The sequence below is a fragment of the Thalassospira sp. genome (assembly GCF_002709775.1).
Lineage (GTDB): Bacteria > Pseudomonadota > Alphaproteobacteria > Rhodospirillales > Thalassospiraceae > Thalassospira.
Window position 1 is genome coordinate 1 of sequence record NZ_PAQR01000044.1, and the last position, 18655, is coordinate 18655.

Genomic DNA, 18655 nt, shown 5'->3' on the forward strand with positions numbered 1-18655 from the left:
ACATAGAGGCAAGGAACGACACCAGACCCTCCTGACCGATTTCTGGAATGAGTGTTCAAATACTCAGTAAAGCAAAAATCCGATCCGGCGAATTCACATAAGTGTGTGAGGGATGTGAGACGAGTTAAAGCAAAAAGGCCTCCGAAAACCCAAATGTAAAGGCGTCAGGAGCAGGTAAGTGAGGGGATCTTACCTGCTCCTGCCCAGAATAGACCAAACGTCACTGGTTGGCTGCTTTGGCAGCTTGATCAATTGTGTCGGCGACCACTTTCGGCTGGGTCATGAAAATAGAATGACTGGCGGAAACCTTGGTGACCTTGGCGTTGATCCGTTCGGCCATCCAAGCCAGCATTTTCGGATCGAATGCCTTGTCCTCGGTTCCATAGACAGCCCAACTGGGTTTTGTTCTCCAGGCAGCGTTTTGAAGTTTGGTTTCAAATGCCTCGAGATTGATCGGAACCTGTGAGTCCCGCATGAAGGCAGCATCCGCGTCGCTGACGTCATTTGCAAAGCCCTGTTTGAACTTTTCGGGCTCAACAAACGCATAACCATCGGTGTGAATATCGAGGACGAATTCCGGCGGCGTTGTGTAGCCTTCATAAAGTTGGCCCGTGGTTTCGCCGGCATCCGGTGCGAGGGCTGCGACGTAAACAAGGGCGGCAACTTTCGGGTCGTTACCTGCTTCGGTGATGACGGTTCCGCCCCAAGAATGCCCGACAAGGACAGTCGGTCCATCCTGGCGATCCAGGGCACGCTTTGTTGCGGCAACGTCGTCGGGCAAGGAGGTAAGAGGATTCTGTACAATGGTTACGTTATATCCGCGTGCCGTCAGGTTGTCGTAAACGCCGCGCCATCCGCTTCCGTCGGCGAATGCCCCGTGAACGAGCACGACATTGCGAACGGCGTTGCTATCAGTGTTTTTGTCTTCTGCCTGTGCAGATGTCGCGGATACCAAGGACAATGCGATGGCAGCGGCGGTGTTCAGTATCTTGTTCTTCATTTCCGTAAACCTTTTCCGGTCAGTGTGGTTGTTACATGTCGAAAGCAGCAAGATGTCGGGTGTCGCTGTGCGACGCCTTTGAGGGCAAGATAGTTATCTCAATAACATTTATCGCGATAACTAGTAGGCTTGGTTAAATCTCTTGTCCAGAAAATAATTATCGCGATATATATTATCGTGAGTGCGTTCAGCGATCCGGTGCCAGAAAGGAGCCTCTTTTGTCGGAAGAATCCAACATTCCTGTTCCCCTTGAAGATCAACTCTGCTTTGCGATCTATTCTGCGGGGATTGCGATCCAGCGACTGTACAAACCTTTGCTGACCAAGCTGGGTTTGACCTATCCGCAATATCTGGTTCTCAACGTTCTCTGGGAACAAAACACCCAGAGTGTAGGGCAGATCGCTGATCGACTTGCGCTGGAGTCAAGCACTCTCACCCCTTTGTTGAAGCGGCTTGAGAGTTCCGGAATGGTGCGCCGGGAACGAAACCCGGATAACGAACGACAGGTCCTGATTACGCTTACACCATCTGGATTGGCGCTTCGCGATCAAGCCGGTTGCCTTGGTGCCGCCTTGTTGCAGGCCTCTGGCCAGAGTCCGGATGCGCTTGCCGATTTAAACAGCAAGACAAAGCAGCTTCGTGATCTGATTTACCAGAATGGTGTGGACTGGTAACAGCAACGGCTTGATCGCATATTCCGTTAAACCGTCGGAACGGTGCCGCCATCGATGACATATTCCGTGCCGGTTATCGCGCCGGCGCGATCGGATGCCAGAAATGCAATCAGGTTAGCGACTTCGTCGGGTTTGGCGGGACGACCCAGCGGTATCCCGCCTAGGGCATCCATGATGATCTTTTTGCCGCCGTCATAGTCGGTGCCGGCTTGTTCTGCCAAGCGCTTGGCGAGGTGTACGGTGGCTTCTGTTTCGATCCAGCCCGGTGAGACGCGGACAACGCGAATACCCTTGGGTGAGACTTCCTTTGAAAGTGCCTTGCTATAGGTCGACAAGGCAGCCTTTGCGGCGGCATAGGCCGTTGTTGAGTCCGGCAGCGGGAGTTCGCGTTGGATCGAGGTCACGTGAATGACCACGCCTTGTCCCTGGGTGATCATGTCAGGGATCAAATGCCGATCAAGTCGAACGGCGGGAAACAAATTCAAATTCAGTTCCTGCTGCCAATGATCGTCAGACAGCGCACGAAATCCGCCCGCCGGTGAAGAAGACCCGCCAAGCATGTGGACGATGATATCCACACCGCCGAGGCGTTTTTTTGTTGCCTCTGCCACTGCCATGCAACCGTCGTCGGTGGTGAGGTCGGCTGCGATAAAGTTATCGTCGGGAAATGTCTCCGGGCGGGTGCGCGCTGTGGTCAGAACAGTTGCGCCCAGTTCGCGCAAAAGCGTGAATGTTGCAAGACCTGCGCCCTTTGTGCCGCCAGTGACAAGGGCACGTTTTCCTTTCAGGGTGAGAAATTCTGACATCATTTCACCCCCATCTCGGCAATCTTTCCGTCCTTGATGCGGAAGACATAGTTCAGCGTCAGGGGGCTGTTGGGGAAATCTCCGCTGACCTTTGCGCGAACAGTGACCTTGTCACCCGTTGTTTCTGTCTCGAGTGGCTCGGCGACATGGTTGTACTTTGCCTTTGCGGCCAGCCACCAGCGTTGGATTTCGCTGGTGCCAAGGTGACGCTCGCCTTCATCATGCACGATAGCATCAGCGGTAAAGACCTTCGTCAGAAGGTCAGGGTCCTGTTCGCGATCTGCATCGAAATAGGCTTTCACAGCATCGATCATATCCATCGTCTATCTCCTTACAGCGACTTATGTCTCGACAGATAATCCCGATTTATTGTACTAACAATACGGATAATAATTGATGCTAAGATGAAGAAATCGGGACAATGGACCGTGTAGTACTCAATGATCTGGATGCGGTTATCGCGATTTCCAGAAGGGGCACATTCCGTGCAGCGGCCATCGATATGGGTGTGTCGACAACGGCGTTAAGTCACGCGATCGGGAAACTCGAGGCGGGATTGGGCGTCCGGTTGTTTAACCGTACCACGCGAAGTGTATCGCTTTCGGATGCGGGCAAGCTGTTTGTCGAACAGGTCGGGCCTTCGCTTCAGAGCATCCATGATGGGTTGGAGGTGGTCCGCTCCCAGCGAGAAAAGCCAACTGGTACGATCCGTATCAATGCGGCACCCTTCGCGGCGCGTGAGGTGATTTCACCACTTGTTTTCGAATATCTTCGCCGTTTTCCGGAAATGCATGTCGATCTGGTTACTGAAGGACGATTGGTGGACATCGTCGCGGAAGGTTTCGATCTCGGTGTGCGGGTCTCGGGGCTGATTCCCAGTGACATGATCGCGGTGCCGCTTGGGCGTGTTCAACAATATGCCATTGTTGCGTCGCCCGACTATTTTAAGGGACGGAGCAAGCCAAAGGTTCCGCCGGACCTTCTGAACCATAAATGCATCCGTGTGAGATTGCCGGACGGATCTGTTTTCAGGTGGCGGTTTGAAAAAGACGGTGAGGCCGTTCAGATAGACGTCAATGGGCCCATTACGCTTGACGAAGCAAGTCTTGCACGTGCGGCGGTGCTGGAGGACATTGGTGTTGGCTGCTTTATGGAACGTGACGTTCTGGCCGACATAGAGGCAGGGCGTCTTGTGCGTGTCCTCGACGATTGGACGCAGCCCTTTTCCGAACTGTGCCTTTACTATCCCGGACGACGAAACCTGTCTGCGGGGCACAAGGCCTTTGTTGCGCTTGCCCGAGAACTGGGGCGGGGCGCTGCGTCAAATAAGCCGGCTGTCAGTCCAATTGCACTCTGACCAAGGCCTTGGCCAGAGTGCAATTGGATCTTCTTACATCTTGAAATACCGGTCAGGCGTTGTCGCGCAATGCCTTGGCAATCGCGGTGCCGCAGGTGACGGTGTTGGCCGTGCCGCCAAGGTCGGCGGTGCGGAGGTTCTCATCGAGAAGCACGGTTTCAATCGCCTTCATGATCGCGTCATGGGCATCGGTGTGGCCTAGGTGATCAAGCATCATCGCACCTGACCAGATCTGGCCGATGGGGTTTGCGATGCCCTTGCCGGCGATATCAGGCGCCGAGCCATGCACCGGTTCGAAGAGCGACGGGAATTTGCGTTCCGGGTTGATGTTGCCCGATGGCGCGATGCCGATGGTGCCGGTGCAGGCCGGACCCAGGTCAGACAGGATATCGCCAAACAGGTTCGATGCCACCACGACATCAAAGCGATCCGGGTTCATGACGAACTGGGCGGTGAGAATATCGATATGATATTTGTCCCAGCTGACATCGGGATAGTTTTTCGCCATTTCGATCACGCGTTCATCCCAATAGGGCATGGTGATCGAAATGCCGTTTGATTTGGTCGCCGAAGTCAGATGTTTGCGCGGCCGTTTCTGGGCCAGTTCAAACGCGTATTTCAGGATGCGGTCAATGCCGGTGCGCGACATGACGGTTTCCTGAATGACGATTTCGCGGTCCGTGCCCGGATACATCTTGCCCCCGACCGAGGAATATTCGCCTTCGGTATTCTCGCGCACGACATAGAAATCAATGTCACCCGGTTTACGACCGGCAAGCGGCGATGGCACGCCGGGCATCAGTTTGGCCGGGCGCAAATTGACATACTGGTCAAAGTCGCGCCGGAACATGATGAGCGAGCCCCACAGCGAAATATGATCCGGCACGGTATCGGGCCAGCCAACCGCGCCAAAGAAGATCGCATCATGATTTTCGATTTGCGCGCGCCAGTCATCGGGCATCATTTTGCCGTGCTTTTGGTAGTAGTCGCAGGAACCGAATTCGAACTCGTCAAAGGCAAGGTCGAGATCAAAAATCTCGGCTGCGGTTTTGAGCACGCGGATGCCTTCGGGCATGACTTCGGTGCCGATGCCGTCGCCGGCGATGACTGCGATTTTGTGGGTGGCGCGTGTCATGATGCTGTCCTCCGTGGGGTGTTTTCTGATCCCGGGCTTCTGGCCGGGTGATGATTGCCGCCACGATAACGGCTTTCATCGATTTTCAGAAGCAATCTGCACCACACATTCAAAAGAAGAAAGGCCCCTGCCAGAGACAGGGACCTTTCCTTGTAAGGGTATTCTGGCGACGTGTGCCGCCAGAAATTTGCAATGTTGCCGTTGAACTTAGCGGTTCTGGCGGTTGTCGATCAGATCATCGACAACACCCGGATCGGCAAGCGTCGAGGTATCGCCAAGCTGGTCATATTCGTTGGCCGCAATCTTGCGCAGGATACGGCGCATGATTTTGCCCGAACGGGTTTTCGGCAGACCTGGCGACCATTGCAGGTAATCCGGGCTTGCGATCGGGCCGATTTCCTTACGGACCCATTTGACCAGTTCTGCGCGCAGCTCGTCAGTCGGTTCCTCGCCGGCATTCAGCGTCACATAGGCATAGATGCCCTGACCCTTGATGTCGTGCGGAACGCCAACCACGGCGGCCTCGGCCACTTTCGGATGGGCGACCAGTGCGCTTTCGACTTCGGCCGTGCCCATACGGTGACCCGATACGTTGATCACGTCATCAACGCGGCCGGTGATCCAGTAATAGCCGTCATCGTCACGACGCGCGCCGTCACCGGTGGTGTAGACATTGGCGAACGTGCTGAAATAGGTCTGGATGAAGCGTTCATGGTCGCCGTAAACTGTACGCATCTGACCCGGCCAGCTGTCCTTGATCACAAGGTTGCCGTCGGTCGCACCGGTAAGTTCCTTGCCCTCGTTATCAAGCAGGGCCGGCTGAACACCGAAGAACGGAAGCGTTGCCGAACCCGGCTTCAGGTCGGTTGCGCCCGGCAGCGGCGTAATCAGGATGCCGCCGGTTTCGGTCTGCCACCAGGTATCGACAATCGGGCAGTTCTTTTTGCCGACATGCTCGTAATACCATTCCCAGGCTTCCGGGTTGATCGGCTCACCCACCGAACCCAGGATGCGAAGCGAGGACAGATCGGCCTTGTTCACATAGCTTTCGCCTTCGCGCATCAGGGCACGAATTGCGGTCGGTGCGGTGTAGAAGATGTTGACCTTGTGCTTCTCGCAGACCTGCCAGAAGCGCGATGCGTCCGGATAGCTCGGCACACCTTCAAACATCAGGGTCGTGGCACCGTTGGCCAGCGGCCCGTAAACGATATAGCTGTGACCGGTGACCCAGCCCACATCAGCGGTGCACCAGTAGATGTCGCCTTCGTGGTAATCAAAGACGTACTGATGGGTCATGGAAGCGTAAACGAGGTAACCGCCCGAGGTGTGCAGAACACCCTTCGGCTTGCCGGTCGAGCCCGAGGTATAAAGAACAAACAGCGGGTCTTCGGCATTGACTTCGGTCGGCGGGCAGTCGGTCGAGGCTGCTGCGCAAACTTCGTGATACCAGACGTCACGCGCATCGTTCCAGGCAACGTCCTTGCCGGTATGCTTGACGACGACCATTTTCTCGACCGATTTGACGCCCGGGTGTGACAGGGCTTCATCGGCGTTGCGCTTGAGCGGGACCGAACGGCCACCACGCAGACCTTCGTCCGAGGTGATGACAACCTTCGCACCGCAATCTTCAACGCGACCAGCCAGTGCTTCGGGCGAGAAACCGCCAAAGACGATGGAATGGATCGCACCGATACGTGCGCAGGCCAGCATGGCAACAGCGGCCTCGGGGATCATCGGCAGATAGATGACAACGCGATCACCCTTGGCAACGCCCATCGATTTCAGCGCATTGGCGAAACGACAGGTGCGCTCATAAAGGTCACGATAGGTGATGTGTTCGGAGACGTTGGGATCATCGCCCTCGAAAATGATCGCGGTCTGATCGCCGCGCTTTTCAAGGTGACGGTCAAGGCAGTTGGCCGCAACGTTCAGCGTGCCGTCTTCATACCATTTGATGTAAAGATCTTTGGCATCGTAGCTGACGTTTTTGACGGTGCTGTATGGCTTGATCCAGTCAATGCGTTTGCCATGTTCGCCCCAGAAGCCTTCCGGATCCTCGACCGACTGTTTGTACATGGCGTCGTATTTCGCTTTGTCGATCAGGGCGCCCTTCGCGATGTCGCCAGGTACGGGATAAACGTTCGCAGACATATGTGGCCTCTTGTTCGTTTCCTGTGGTCTCTAGGTCGGCACCGGGTCCGTTTGATGACTTCTCGAAGGGGCTCGAAAAAGGCATCCGTCCGATGCGGTAATTTCGGTGCGGTTCAGAAATTGCCTTGCCAGTTTGCCCGGTCCGTTTTCGGGGGCGTGCCCGTTCGGGCATGGCAAAACAGTCCTGTCGCTTGGGCCCTATGCTAGTGCGCAGAGGGTATTGAGGGAATACAACTTAAGACGGGGGGCTTTGCGACGGGGCATGTAACAATCCGTAAGGTTTGTGTGGCGATTTGAACGCGCCGTTAGGGTGGTCATTTTGCGCAGTCTTTTGCGCGGGTGACGGGTGCCAAGTTTGGCGGTTCCATTAAGCTTGCATTCAATTATGTCATTGAAATGTAGTCTGAAATTCGGCGGCTGCCAGTGATGTTGATAACATTTGAAGTCTGCGGTGTTTGGTCTGGCGTTCGGGGCGGCGGCGCGATAGAGGTTTTCTTACACCCCACGAACGAGGCTTATCATGACCCCAGACCTGATTGCGCCGGTCGCCGTCTTTGACGCCGGCATTGGCAGCTATTCCATTGTTGCGAAGATTCGCGAAAAATGGCCGCAAAAGGACATTGTCTATTTCGCAGATCGCGCAAGTTTCCCCTATGGCCGGAAAAATGCCACCGAACTGGCCGAAATAATGGCGCGTACCGTGACGTTTCTTGACGGGTTTGCGCCGTCGAATATCGTGATTGCCTCGAATGCGCCGTCCATCATGGTGCTTGATGAGGTGGTCAAACTGACAGACACGCCGGTTAGCGGTGTGTTGCCGCCGGTTAAACAGGCGATCACCGCATCCAACACCGGCCATGTGGCGGTTATGGGAGTCGCTTCCCTGATTGAAAGCCCGATGTTTGCCGATTTTATCGCGCCCTTTGCCAGTTCCGCCACCGTGCGGGGCTTCAATGCATCGGGGGCGATTGATCATGTGGAGAATGGTGATTTCCTGTTTGAAGCCGATAAAACCGCGGCAACCGTTCAGGGGCTGGTCGATGAGATACGCGCGACCGATCCGGCGATTGATGTCATGACGCTTTCAAGCACGCATTTGCCTTGGCTGCGGACCTATTTTGAAAAGGCAGCACCCGATTGCCTGTTTCTTGACCCGGCGGATGCTGTGGTGGAGGCACTTGATATCGGGCCGATGGGCAACGGGATCACCCATGCAGTCGCGACCGAGGCCCCCGGTTTCGAGATTGCCGAATTTGAAAAGATGCTGGCACAGATTGGCGTTCAGCTGACGATTAGCAAAGTCAGTCTGTAACCAGATAAGCGGTGGTTGTGAAAATTCCCCAGACCGCATAACTGGATTTGATGGAACAAAACAGATACAAAGAATCCAGCACGTAATCGAATGGTGGGATAATGGATCCGATTTCTTTGGCCGCGGGGGCGCTTGGCGCATCTGTTCTGGCACTTGCCTTTAGCATCGTGATGGTCAAGCGCATCAAGGATGCCGCCGAGGCCGAAACGGAGTCGCGTACGGCCCTTCTGGCGTCCCAGCTTGAGCACGCCGAAACCACGCGCCGTGATCTTGCGACGGAGGTCGCCCAGATGCGTGAGAAGCTTTCCGAAGCTTCGGAAAAGCGGGCGATTGCCGAAACGACTGCCAACCGGGTGCCGGTGCTTGAAGCCGAGATGAAGGAGCTTCGCACCGCCCTTGATCAATGGCGCGAAAAGGGATCCGAGCTTGAAACAGCACTTGAGAAAGAGCGCGAGGCGGCAAAAGAAAAGCTCGAGATGCTTGAAGATGCCAAGGTCAAGCTGCTTGATAGCTTCAAGGCGCTGTCGTCCGATGCGCTCAAGGTCAATAACGACGAGTTCATGAAGCTGGCGCGTGAAAACTTCTCGCGCCTGCAGGAAGGGGCCAAGGGCGATCTTGAAAAACGCCAGCAGGCAATTGACGGGCTTGTAAAACCCATCAAGGAACGGCTTGAGGCCTTTGATACCAAGGTGAACGAGCTTGAAAAAAACCGCAAGGAGGCCTATGGCGAGCTGCGCGAACAGGTCGGAACCCTTGTGCAATCGCAAACCCGGCTTTCGAAAGAAACCCAAACGCTGAGTTCGGCCCTTCGGTCCAGTTCTTCGGTGTCGGGCAAGTGGGGCGAGTTGCAGCTCAAGCGTATTGTCGAGCTTGCCGGGATGCTCAAGCATTGTGACTTTGACGAGCAGGTGCATTTCAACACCGACGAGGGTGTTCAGAAGCCCGACATGGTCATTCACCTGCCCGGTGGCAAGAATATCGTGGTGGATGCCAAGGCGCCGACCTCGGCCTATTTGGAGGCGATTGACGAGAAATATGACGATGAACGCCGCGAAGCGTTGCTCGCGACCTATGTCGGCAATGTGCGCAAGGTGATCACGGAACTTTCGAAAAAGTCCTATTGGAAATCGGTCGATAGTCCGGAATTTGTCGTGCTGTTCTTGCCTGGTGAAAGCTTCTTTTCGGCCGCCCTTGAACGTGACCCGCGCCTGATCGAGGACAGCTTCCGTGATGGGGTGATTTTGGCGACACCGACCACGTTGCTCGGCCTGCTCAAGGCGGTGGCGTATGGCTGGCGTCAGGAAGCTTTGGCGGAAAGTGCGCGCGATATCAGCGAGATCGGCCAGCAGCTGTTTGACCGCTTGGGGACGCTTGCCAAGAACTTCAGTTCCATGGGCAAGTCGCTTGAAAGCACGGTCAAGAATTACAACAAGACGCTGGGTACGCTCGAGGGATCGGTTCTGGTTTCGGCCCGCAAGCTTAAGGAAAAGCATATCGTCGCCGACGACCGCATGATCGAGGAACCGGCACCGTCGGAAACCCATGTGCGCGATATTACCAAGATGGAATTGCTCGCCGGGCCCGAGGATGGCGGACCGGACGCGCAAGCGGCAACCGGCGATGATAAGGCAGACGCCAGGACTGATTGATGCAGGCTTTGCCGTGATTTCCTTTGGCAGGCATGGCAGCCATCACGCGCAAATCGGGCAGTTTGCTTGACTTGGGCGTGGGGAAACCTTATCTCGAAGCGCGAAATTCGCTATACTCGTTTACTGTAATTAGTTCGAACACCGGATTACTGACCCATGGCCCTGCGTGAAATTCTTATCGTTCCAGACCCGCGCCTGAAGAAGGAGTGCGCCCCGGTCGAGGAAGTGAATGATGAGATCAAAACCCTTCTCGATGACATGCTTGAAACCATGTATGCGGCACCGGGCATTGGTCTGGCGGCACCGCAGATCGGGGTGATGAAGCGCGTGGTTGTCATGGATGTATCCGACGACAAGGACAAGCCGGAACCGCTTAAACTGATCAACCCGGAAATCATCTGGGAGTCAGAGTATACCTCGGTCTATCAGGAAGGCTGTCTTTCGATCCCCGAACAATATGCCGATGTCGAACGCCCGGCCGAAGTCGGCATGCGGTATATGGACGAGAACGGCAAGATGCACGAGATCGAGGCGGATGGTCTTTTGGCGACCTGCATCCAGCATGAGATCGATCACCTGGACGGTGTGCTATTCACCGATTATCTCAGCGCGCTTAAGCGCAACATGATCATGAAGAAAGTCCAGAAGCTGCAGAAAACCAAAAAGTCTGCCTGAGACCTCTGATCATTGAACGCATGCGAAGGGCCGGTTTTCCGGCCCTTTTTGTTTTGCAGCTTGTTTTGCGGGGGCGACGGCCAATATCGTCATTCCGGGCAGAGCAGAGCACAGGCCCGGAATCCATAACTTGCTGAGATGATGGTAGAGTCCCGACCTTCGCGGGAGTGACGGTTCGGCAATTATCCCTTTTGTTCAAGTATCGCGCTGTTTCAAATCGCGCGGATCAAGCCCGACGATCCAGCCTTCACGTTCCAGCACCGTTGGCGTGTGCGGTAGATGTTCGGGGCGGCGGCCCTCGGCAATTTCGATCAGACCCATCACACCGATCAGAGCATCAAAGGCGTCGTCCTTGCCGTCTTCCGGTCCAAAGCCATCCGCAATGTCTGCCCAGACCGCAGGGCTGATTTCGATGCCCTTGGTTCGGGCATTATCGCACAGTTGGTGCAGGTAATTCTTACGGCTGTTCTGATTTGATTTAGTTAACTCACTTGGAATATCAAACCATCCATAAATTTCGCCGGGATAGGTTTCAATAAGGGTGACGCCGGGTTTTTGGGTGCAGGTTTCAAGATCGCCCGAGAACGGCCAGATGTGAAAGCCGTCTTCGTATCCCGGGATGATCAGGTGTTTGAGGCCGTGCAGCATGCCCTTGCCGACCTGATTGGCACCCAGTGTCCAGAAGGACGGGCAGGCGGCGTTGCGTTTGTCGGTCGGAAATTCGCAGGCGCGATGCAGGGCGTCAAAGTTTGGCAGACCGAGCGCCTTGATCAGGTGGTCGCGTTTGACGCTGCCCTTGAGGCCGGAGCTTTGTGGGTAGAAAGGGCGGTCATGCCGGATTTGATCCGGTGTTTCGCAGACTTTAAAGAAATCCTGCAATCCATGACTGTGAAACACGGTAATCAGGGCTTTGAAGTCTTTGATATTCACGCCATCATACCATGCGTTCAAGAACCCGATGGGCATATCGAGGCCCAGCCAGATTGCATTGGTCTTGCCGTGGTTGGCGAGGGACTGGCGGAACTGATGGAGCATTCCGACCGGCTCGATCGTGTGGATGTGCCAACCGGAAACGGTGCGGGTAGCCTTGGCGACCCAGCGGCCTTTCGCCGACAGGCTCCAATCTGCATGCCAGATGTGGTTGACAGGGTATTTGGGCGTTTGAGGTAAGGCTTGGCTTGTCATTTGCGCAGGATAACGCCAAATTGCCGCCAGAAGACTCAAAAGATGAATGGACGAGTAATATGACCAAGCTGCGCATTGCCTTTATGGGAACCCCGGACTTTGCCCTTGTGGCGCTGAAGGATCTGGTTGCACGCGGGCATGATGTGGTTTGCGTCTATTCCCAGCCGCCGCGCCCGGCCGGTCGCGGGCACAAGGAAACGCCAAGCCCGGTCCATGCCTGGGCAGCCGAGCAGGGCATTGAAGTCCGCCATCCGGTGTCGCTTAAATCGGCCGAAGAACAACAGGCCTTTGCCGACCTTGATCTGGATGTGGCGGTGGTCGCGGCCTATGGCCTGATCCTGCCGAAAGCCATTCTGGATGCGCCGAAATATGGATGTTTGAACATTCATGCGTCGCTTTTGCCGCGCTGGCGCGGGGCGGCCCCGATCCAGCGGGCCATTCTGGCCGGTGATGCCGCGACCGGGGTGACCATCATGCAGATGGATGTCGGGCTTGATACCGGTGACATGCTTTTGATTGGTGAACTGCCGATTACGTCTGAAACCTATGCCAATGCCCTGCATGATGATCTGGCCAAGCTGGGGGGCGAGATGATTGTCGAGGCGCTTGAAAAATTGCCGAAGGGCGAGCTTGTTGCGAACAAGCAGCCGGACGCGGGTGTCACCTATGCTGCCAAGCTTGAGCGGGCTGAGGCCAAGCTTGATTTCAATGATGATGCCGCTGCCCTTGAGCGGAAAATTCGCGCCTTTACCCCGTGGCCAGGTGCGTATTTCGAGCTTGGCAAGGAACGCATCAAGGTCCAGGCCGCCGAGGTGATTGATCAATCCGGGCCGGTTGGCGAGATCCTTGATGACAAGCTGACGATTGGCTGTGGCAAAGGCGCACTGCGTCCGACGCGGATTCAGCGCCCGGGCAAATCGGTGATGGATACTGATGCGGTGCTGCGCGGTTATGACAAGCTTGCCAAGGGAGTCGTGCTGGGCTGATGGGCGATATCACGACAGATGCGATCGGGGAATTGACGATCCGCCCGGCCTTTAACCGGGATGGGGATGGCATTGCCGATCTGATTGCGCTGGTCTTTGCCGATTATCCCGGCTGTGTATTTGATCGCGCCGGGGAATTTCCCGAACTTGACGCGATTGCCGATGACTTCAAGGCCGATAATGGCCGGATCTGGGTTGCGGTCGATGCGCAGGAACGGATCGTGGGCTGCTTTGGCGTCAAGTATGACATCGCAACCCGCGAAGGTGAGTTGCATAAGGTCTATCTGCATCCGGCCGCACGCGGGCGGGGGATGGCGCAAAAGCTGATGGGCAAGGCCTTGGCGTGGTTGGGGCAGACGCATCCGGAATGTCGGACCGTCATGCTGTGGACCGATACGCGGTTTGAGGCAGGGCATCGCTTTTATGAAAAATGCGGCTTTGCGCGCGCAGGCGAAAGCCGCATTCTTGATGATCTTTCAAATTCGTCGGAATGGCAGTTCCGGTTTGACTTTGCGGCCTATCAGGAAGCCCTGAAGTTTTAGGCTGCTCGGCTTTTCCCTACTTCCCGAGATCGCGCGCGGTTGTGGTCGTATCGGTGGTGCCGTCGCTGTTGCGGCGCACCGCACGGGCATCGCGGAAGCCAAGCTCCCACGGCGGAACCGGGGTGAATTTTTCAGCCAGGAAGTCCACAAAGGCGCGGACCTTGGGTGACAGGTGGCGTTTATGCGGATACACCGCCGAAATCCACGCCTGATCATGGACATATTCCGTCAGGACCGGGGTCAGGCGGCCGGTGCGGATATCTTCGTGCACGAGATATTCAGCCAAGCGCGCCATGCCGAGCCCGGCCAGAACCGCCTCGTGAAGCACATCACCATCATTGGCCGAGAACGAGCCCTGCGCGCGGAAGGACACATGGCCGTCCGGGGTTTCGAAGTGCCAGTCATTGAAGCTTTCGCGCGATGACAGATGCAGACAGTTGTGGTTTTCAAGTTCCTGCGGCTTGCGCGGGATGCCGTTCTTTTCGAGATATTCCGGCGATGCGACGATCATGCGGCGGTTGACGGCATATTTACGCGCAATCAAGGACGAGTCTTCGAGTGCCGAGAGGCGAATGGCCAAGTCATAGCCATCGTTGACCAGATCAGTGAATTTATCATCAAGCGTCAGCTCAATCCGGACATCCGGATAGCGTGCAAGGAATTCCGGGATCAGCGGCACCACCTGCATCTTGGTAAAGGCGACCGATGCGTTGATGCGAAGTGTGCCGCGGGGGGCGGCATAAAGCTGGGTGACGACTTCTTCGGCTTCTTCGATCTCATTTAAGATCGTGCGGGCGCGTTCGTAAAAGGCCCGGCCTTCTTCGGTCAGGCTAAGCTGGCGGGTGGTGCGCATCAGTAGCCTGGCGCCGAGGCGATCCTCAAGGCGCGAGATGTATTTCGAGACGGCTGACGGTGACAGGCGCATTGTCCTTGCGGCGGCCGAGAAGCTTCCTTCCTCGACAGCATGGACAAAGATTTCCATTTCCGCGGCGCGATCCATATTCGGGCATCCTATTTATGACGTTCATTCACAAGTAATGTGCATATTGAGGTAATTCTCTTTCCCCGTAAAGAAAATTAGATTGGGTTCATCGAGAGCGACACGGCGTCGCAACGAACGAAATTTTTAGGAGGTCACCATGGCCACTTACGAAGAAATCACCACCCGTTACATCTCCACCACCGAAATCGAGGCAGGTGTACGCAAAGGTCAGCAGCTTCGCGCTGAATTCGTAGGCGCCTTCTTCCGTAACCTGTTCAAAGGTGCTGACAAAGACGTCAAACACCCGGCAGGTACCGTTGGCGGTGCAGCCTAACTACCGACTACCTTACTAACTGCATGCGGTCGAGCACTGATTGATTTCCTCCCCAAGAGGTGCTCCCGCAGGCAGGGACTACGACTACGGTTTCTATCTAGCGTCTTCCTCCCTATTTGACGCTGTTTTCCCGACTGGCCCGAACACCTTTGTGTTTCGGGCCATTTTTTTGGTCAATCGGCTTCTTTGGGTGCAATTCCCGGCGGGACATAAAAGCCCGGCCGTTCGGAAAACCATGATCCGACACTGACCAGACCTGATGCGATCAAGGTTATGATCAGCATCATCGCAATCGAAATGTCGGCAGCAAACATCCAGCCATAAATTGCAGGTCCCATGGCGGACGCCAGCACCATGACAGCGGTCAGCGTGCTGCGGATGGCACCGATTTCATCAAGCGGCACCAATTCCGGGATGATGGCCGTGCGCAAAGTCGTGGCAAAACCGACCGTAATCCCGACCAGCCCCATATAAATCAGGATCACCCATGGCGTGTTGGTCATGGCGAGTATGAGGATACCGGCCATCATCGGGATCAGATGCCAGGGAAAAAGGCGGCGGGCGGAATGTTTGTCGATCAGCGGTCCGCTGCCAAAGGCACCGAGGACGGATGTAATGGCAAAGACCGTGAAGCCAGCGGCAAACCAGCCCAGTTCAATCTCCTTATGGCTGGCAATTGCGCCCTGATGGAAAAACAGGGCGGTCATGATCAGGGGCGGGGCGGCCAGCATCGGCATGCAGAACCAGACATACAGCGATTTGAACAGGCGCGGATGATCGCTTTGGGAGTCGGGTGTTTGGGACTCGGCCGTTGTAGCGTTGTTGTCTGCAGGCGCGCTTTTCGACTCGTTTGATTTTGCCGGGGCGTTGCGGAACTTGGCATCCCGTCGGATCAGCCAGATCGCAACCGGTACCAGCATCAGTAGAATAAAGACGGCCGACCCGGCATAGGTATATCGCCAGCCAAAGGCGGCAATCAGGGCCAGCAGGGTGGCGGGCATAATCGCCTCTGCCAAAGGAAAGCCGAAGCTTGCGATGGCAAGTGCACGGCCGCGATTGCGCGAGAAATAGCGCGCGATGCCAGTCATGCTGACATGGGTCATCAAGCCCTGGCCTGCGAGACGCAAGACAAACAGGGCTGCGATCAGCATCCAGACATTGCCTGCCAGCGAAATCATCACACAGCCAAGGGCCAGCAATGCCATGGTGGCGAGGCTGTAAGACAGGATATCGACCTTGTCGATCCAGCGGCCTACGACCGGCAAACAGAGGGCACTGGCAATGGTGATGCCGGCATAGATATTGGCAAATTCGGTTTCATTGAGTGCTAGGCTTGCCGAGATAAACGGCACAAACAGTGCAACCAGAAAGGTCTGCCCGAAGGACGAGCCGAAACTGTGCAACGCGCCAAAGGCCAGTTGGCGCGGGGTTTCTCGAAGCAAGATCAGAAATTGCATGCGGGGTCCGGCAGGTCAGAGGGGAGCTAGGTTTGGTGTTTAATAAATAGTATGAGGAATGTATCTGGCGTATCGCGGCCTGTCTACCTGCCCACTCGGATGGGACGGGTGGGGTGTTTGGGATCGCGCAAAGAAAAGGCCCGCAAGCATGAAGCTTGCGGGCCAGTCGTTTCCTTGAGGCAGGAAATTATATCAGCTTGCGGCGGCAGCCGGTGTCGGGGTGTTCTTTTTGCCCTGCCACCAGTTGAATGCGAGAACCGCAAGAAGGACGACCGTACCGGCAACTTCGGCGCGGAAGTCCGGATAGAAGACACCGATGGTCGCCGGAACAATGATGATCCGCGAGAACACATCCATCGTCGCAAACAGGAAACCTTCAAGGGCGGCGGCAAAGGCAACCAGACACAGGATTGCGGTAAAGCCGGTCCACAGAACAATCTGGATCGAACCACCTTCGATGATTTCCGGGTTGAAGACCATGAAGGCCGGGATCAGATAGAGACCCTTGGCAAACTTCCATGCCTGCACACTGGTTTCCATGGGACTAGCGTTGGCAATTGCAGCCCCCGCAAAGCCCGCCAATGCAATGGGCGGTGTGACGTTACTATCCTGCGAGTACCAGAACACGACCAGATGCGCGATCAGCAGCGGGATGCCGAACTCGTTCGAAAGGGCCGGGCCAACCAGCACGATCAGAACGATATAGGATGCCGTCACCGGCAGACCCATGCCGAGGATCAGGCTTGCGATCAGAACCAGAACAAGGGCCAGAACGATGTTGCCGCCAGAGAATGCGATCATCATCGAGGAGAATTTAAGACCCAGACCGGTCAGGCCAACAACACCAACGATGATACCGGCAACCGCACAGGCCATCGAAACGGCAACGGCGTTTTTCGCACCCAGTTCAAGGGCTGCGATGGTGATTGCGATACCCTTGCGGATGGCGGCCACCAGTTTGTCATGGCTTGGCTTTTCACCCTGTTGCGGGGCGACAAAGAAGAACCAGAGCGCATAACGCAGGGAGGCAACAGCAAGGACCGAGATAATGGCCCAGAAGCCAACGCGCATCGGCGAGATGTTCAGCACCAGCAGGTAAATCAGGACACCGAGTGGCAAGATAAACTGCCAGCCTTCCTTGAGAACCTGTTTCCAATCGGGAAGTTCTTCGACCGGCATGCCGCGCATGCCCTGTTTGAGCGCTACGATATGCACGAACAGATAAACCGTGCCGAGATACAGGATCGCCGGGAAGATCGAAACCAGCACGATTTCGAGATAGGGCACCTGGGTATATTCGGAAATCAGAAACGCGCCAGCCCCCATCAACGGCGGGGTAATCTGACCACCGGTGGAAGCAGCTGCTTCGACGCCGCCGGCCTGTGCCGGGCGATAGCCAAGGCGCTTCATCAGCGGAATGGTAAAGGCGCCGGTGGTGACAACGTTGGCAATGGCCGATCCACTGATCGAACCCATACCAGCAGATGCCAGAACGGCGGCCTTGGCCGGACCACCGGGCTTTTTGCCCGTGGCGGCATAGGCCATGTCGATAAAGAATTTGCCCGCACCGGTGACTTCAAGGAAGGCCCCAAACAGCACGAACATGAAGATGTAAGTCGCAGCGACCCCCATCGGCAGGCCATAGATGCCTTCCTGACCGAGGTAAAGCTGACCGACCAGACGATCCACATCGGCACCGCGATGGGCGAGGATACCCGGCAGCCATTCGCCGACCCATGGCAGAGCGCCGCGCGGACCCGACAGGGCATAGATGATGGCTACAATGCCAATCACGGTCATGCCAAGGCCGACAGCACGGCGGCTGGCTTCGAGCACAGTGACGGTGGCAATCACGCCAATGATCAGGTCGGTGTCGCTCCAGAAGCCGGCACGGTTGATGATCTCGTCGAGATAGAAGGACAGGTAGAAGCCCGTGGCAAAGGCACCGGCGAGGAAGGCGATATCAATCACCCAGCCGAGGAGCCCGCGCTTTTTGTTGCTGCCAAATACCGGGAACATCAGGAAGGCAAGGAACATCACGAACGCAAGGTGGATACTGCGTTGATAGAACAGGCCAAGCGGCTCGATCCCTGCGCCATACATCTGGAACAAAGAGAGCGCGACAGCAACAATCGAAATTGCCCACAGCACCAGTTTTGGCTGTGGCAAACGATCCGTCATGGTAGGCAGCGGTGCCTGTTCAGACATGGAACTTATTCCCCGGTATCAAGGCGGATGGTGACACGGGTGTGTTCAGCCATCTTTGAAAGGTTGATTTCGTCACGGTCAGTGACGATACGGTGGTTAACCGCAAGTGAGCCCACACGTAACACATAGGCGTTGTTGCGCACAGGTTCGTCGATATCTTCGATCCAGTATCCGCCGCCTTCTGCGCTGGTCAGAATACCCC

Annotated in this window: 17 protein-coding genes and 1 pseudogene; 8 read left to right on the forward strand and 10 right to left on the reverse strand. The window is 56.0% G+C overall.

Features of this window, described 5'->3' with window-relative positions:
* Nucleotides 1–220: 220 nt before the first annotated feature.
* Nucleotides 221–1000, reverse strand: coding sequence for an alpha/beta fold hydrolase (locus tag CMO10_RS15165; protein ID WP_297023878.1), 780 nt, complete (start codon nucleotides 998–1000; stop codon nucleotides 221–223).
* 218 nt (nucleotides 1001–1218) lie between these two features.
* Here CMO10_RS15165 and CMO10_RS15170 point away from each other — a divergent pair, with 218 nt between their 5' ends.
* Nucleotides 1219–1674 carry a MarR family winged helix-turn-helix transcriptional regulator gene (locus tag CMO10_RS15170; RefSeq protein ID WP_297023881.1) on the forward strand — a complete coding sequence of 152 codons (456 nt, stop codon included), beginning with the start codon at nucleotides 1219–1221 and terminating at the stop codon, nucleotides 1672–1674.
* A 26-nt stretch (nucleotides 1675–1700) separates the two neighbouring features.
* Here the strand turns inward: CMO10_RS15170 and CMO10_RS15175 are convergent, their stop codons facing one another.
* A complete protein-coding gene (locus CMO10_RS15175) occupies nucleotides 1701–2480 on the reverse strand; it encodes an SDR family oxidoreductase (RefSeq protein ID WP_297023883.1) in 780 nt (259 codons plus the stop codon).
* The gene (locus tag CMO10_RS15180; RefSeq protein ID WP_297023885.1) at nucleotides 2480–2800 is read right to left on the reverse strand and encodes a nuclear transport factor 2 family protein; all 321 of its coding nucleotides are present in this window, start codon (nucleotides 2798–2800) and stop codon (nucleotides 2480–2482) included. Before CMO10_RS15180 ends, CMO10_RS15175 begins: the two co-directional genes overlap by 1 nt.
* A 101-nt stretch (nucleotides 2801–2901) precedes the next feature.
* On the opposite strand from CMO10_RS15180, the gene CMO10_RS15185 reads away from it, so the two are divergent.
* Nucleotides 2902–3837: a LysR family transcriptional regulator gene (locus CMO10_RS15185; protein ID WP_297023890.1), complete on the forward strand. Its 936-nt coding sequence runs from the start codon at nucleotides 2902–2904 to the stop codon at nucleotides 3835–3837.
* A gap of 52 nt (nucleotides 3838–3889) precedes the next feature.
* Here the strand turns inward: CMO10_RS15185 and CMO10_RS15190 are convergent, their stop codons facing one another.
* Nucleotides 3890–4972, reverse strand: a complete 1083-nt coding sequence (locus CMO10_RS15190) for a tartrate dehydrogenase (protein WP_297023893.1) — start codon at nucleotides 4970–4972, stop codon at nucleotides 3890–3892.
* 207 nt (nucleotides 4973–5179) lie between these two features.
* On the reverse strand, nucleotides 5180–7123 hold the full coding sequence (acs, locus tag CMO10_RS15195) for an acetate--CoA ligase (RefSeq protein WP_297023896.1): 1944 nt from the start codon (nucleotides 7121–7123) through the stop codon (nucleotides 5180–5182).
* A 520-nt stretch (nucleotides 7124–7643) separates the two neighbouring features.
* Between acs and CMO10_RS15200 the strand changes: the two genes are divergently transcribed.
* From CMO10_RS15200 to def, 3 genes are all read left to right on the forward strand, one after another.
* The gene (locus CMO10_RS15200) at nucleotides 7644–8435 is read left to right on the forward strand and encodes a glutamate racemase (RefSeq protein WP_297023900.1); all 792 of its coding nucleotides are present in this window, start codon (nucleotides 7644–7646) and stop codon (nucleotides 8433–8435) included.
* 101 nt (nucleotides 8436–8536) lie between these two features.
* Nucleotides 8537–10084 carry a DNA recombination protein RmuC gene (locus CMO10_RS15205; RefSeq protein ID WP_297023902.1) on the forward strand — a complete coding sequence of 516 codons (1548 nt, stop codon included), beginning with the start codon at nucleotides 8537–8539 and terminating at the stop codon, nucleotides 10082–10084.
* Between the two features lie 156 nt (nucleotides 10085–10240).
* Nucleotides 10241–10759 (forward strand): peptide deformylase, encoded by a 519-nt coding sequence (def, locus tag CMO10_RS15210; RefSeq protein WP_297023904.1) that lies wholly within the window; start codon nucleotides 10241–10243, stop codon nucleotides 10757–10759.
* Between the two features lie 195 nt (nucleotides 10760–10954).
* On the opposite strand, the gene CMO10_RS15215 is transcribed toward def, so the two are convergent.
* Nucleotides 10955–11944, reverse strand: a complete 990-nt coding sequence (locus CMO10_RS15215; protein ID WP_297023905.1) for a methyltransferase type 12 — start codon at nucleotides 11942–11944, stop codon at nucleotides 10955–10957.
* A gap of 59 nt (nucleotides 11945–12003) precedes the next feature.
* On the opposite strand from CMO10_RS15215, the gene fmt reads away from it, so the two are divergent.
* Together fmt and CMO10_RS15225 are read left to right on the forward strand one after the other, a co-directional pair.
* A complete protein-coding gene (gene fmt / locus CMO10_RS15220; RefSeq protein WP_297023906.1) occupies nucleotides 12004–12930 on the forward strand; it encodes a methionyl-tRNA formyltransferase in 927 nt (308 codons plus the stop codon).
* Nucleotides 12930–13472, forward strand: a complete 543-nt coding sequence (locus CMO10_RS15225) for a GNAT family N-acetyltransferase (RefSeq protein WP_297023909.1) — start codon at nucleotides 12930–12932, stop codon at nucleotides 13470–13472. Before fmt ends, CMO10_RS15225 begins: the two co-directional genes overlap by 1 nt.
* A 16-nt stretch (nucleotides 13473–13488) precedes the next feature.
* On the opposite strand, the gene CMO10_RS15230 is transcribed toward CMO10_RS15225, so the two are convergent.
* Nucleotides 13489–14472 (reverse strand): LysR family transcriptional regulator, encoded by a 984-nt coding sequence (locus CMO10_RS15230; protein ID WP_044830178.1) that lies wholly within the window; start codon nucleotides 14470–14472, stop codon nucleotides 13489–13491.
* Between the two features lie 139 nt (nucleotides 14473–14611).
* On the opposite strand from CMO10_RS15230, the gene CMO10_RS15235 reads away from it, so the two are divergent.
* Nucleotides 14612–14788, forward strand: coding sequence for a hypothetical protein (locus CMO10_RS15235; RefSeq protein WP_200892705.1), 177 nt, complete (start codon nucleotides 14612–14614; stop codon nucleotides 14786–14788).
* A 173-nt stretch (nucleotides 14789–14961) separates the two neighbouring features.
* Here CMO10_RS15235 and CMO10_RS15240 read toward each other — a convergent pair whose 3' ends face one another.
* The 3 genes and pseudogenes from CMO10_RS15240 to CMO10_RS15250 form a co-directional block, all read right to left on the reverse strand.
* Complete coding sequence (locus tag CMO10_RS15240; RefSeq protein WP_297023913.1) at nucleotides 14962–16245, reverse strand: MFS transporter; 1284 nt, start codon at nucleotides 16243–16245, stop codon at nucleotides 14962–14964.
* A gap of 192 nt (nucleotides 16246–16437) precedes the next feature.
* Nucleotides 16438–18453: a TRAP transporter permease gene (locus CMO10_RS15245; RefSeq protein WP_297023915.1), complete on the reverse strand. Its 2016-nt coding sequence runs from the start codon at nucleotides 18451–18453 to the stop codon at nucleotides 16438–16440.
* A gap of 5 nt (nucleotides 18454–18458) precedes the next feature.
* Nucleotides 18459–18655: pseudogene (locus CMO10_RS15250) on the reverse strand (DUF1850 domain-containing protein); the annotation flags it as partial.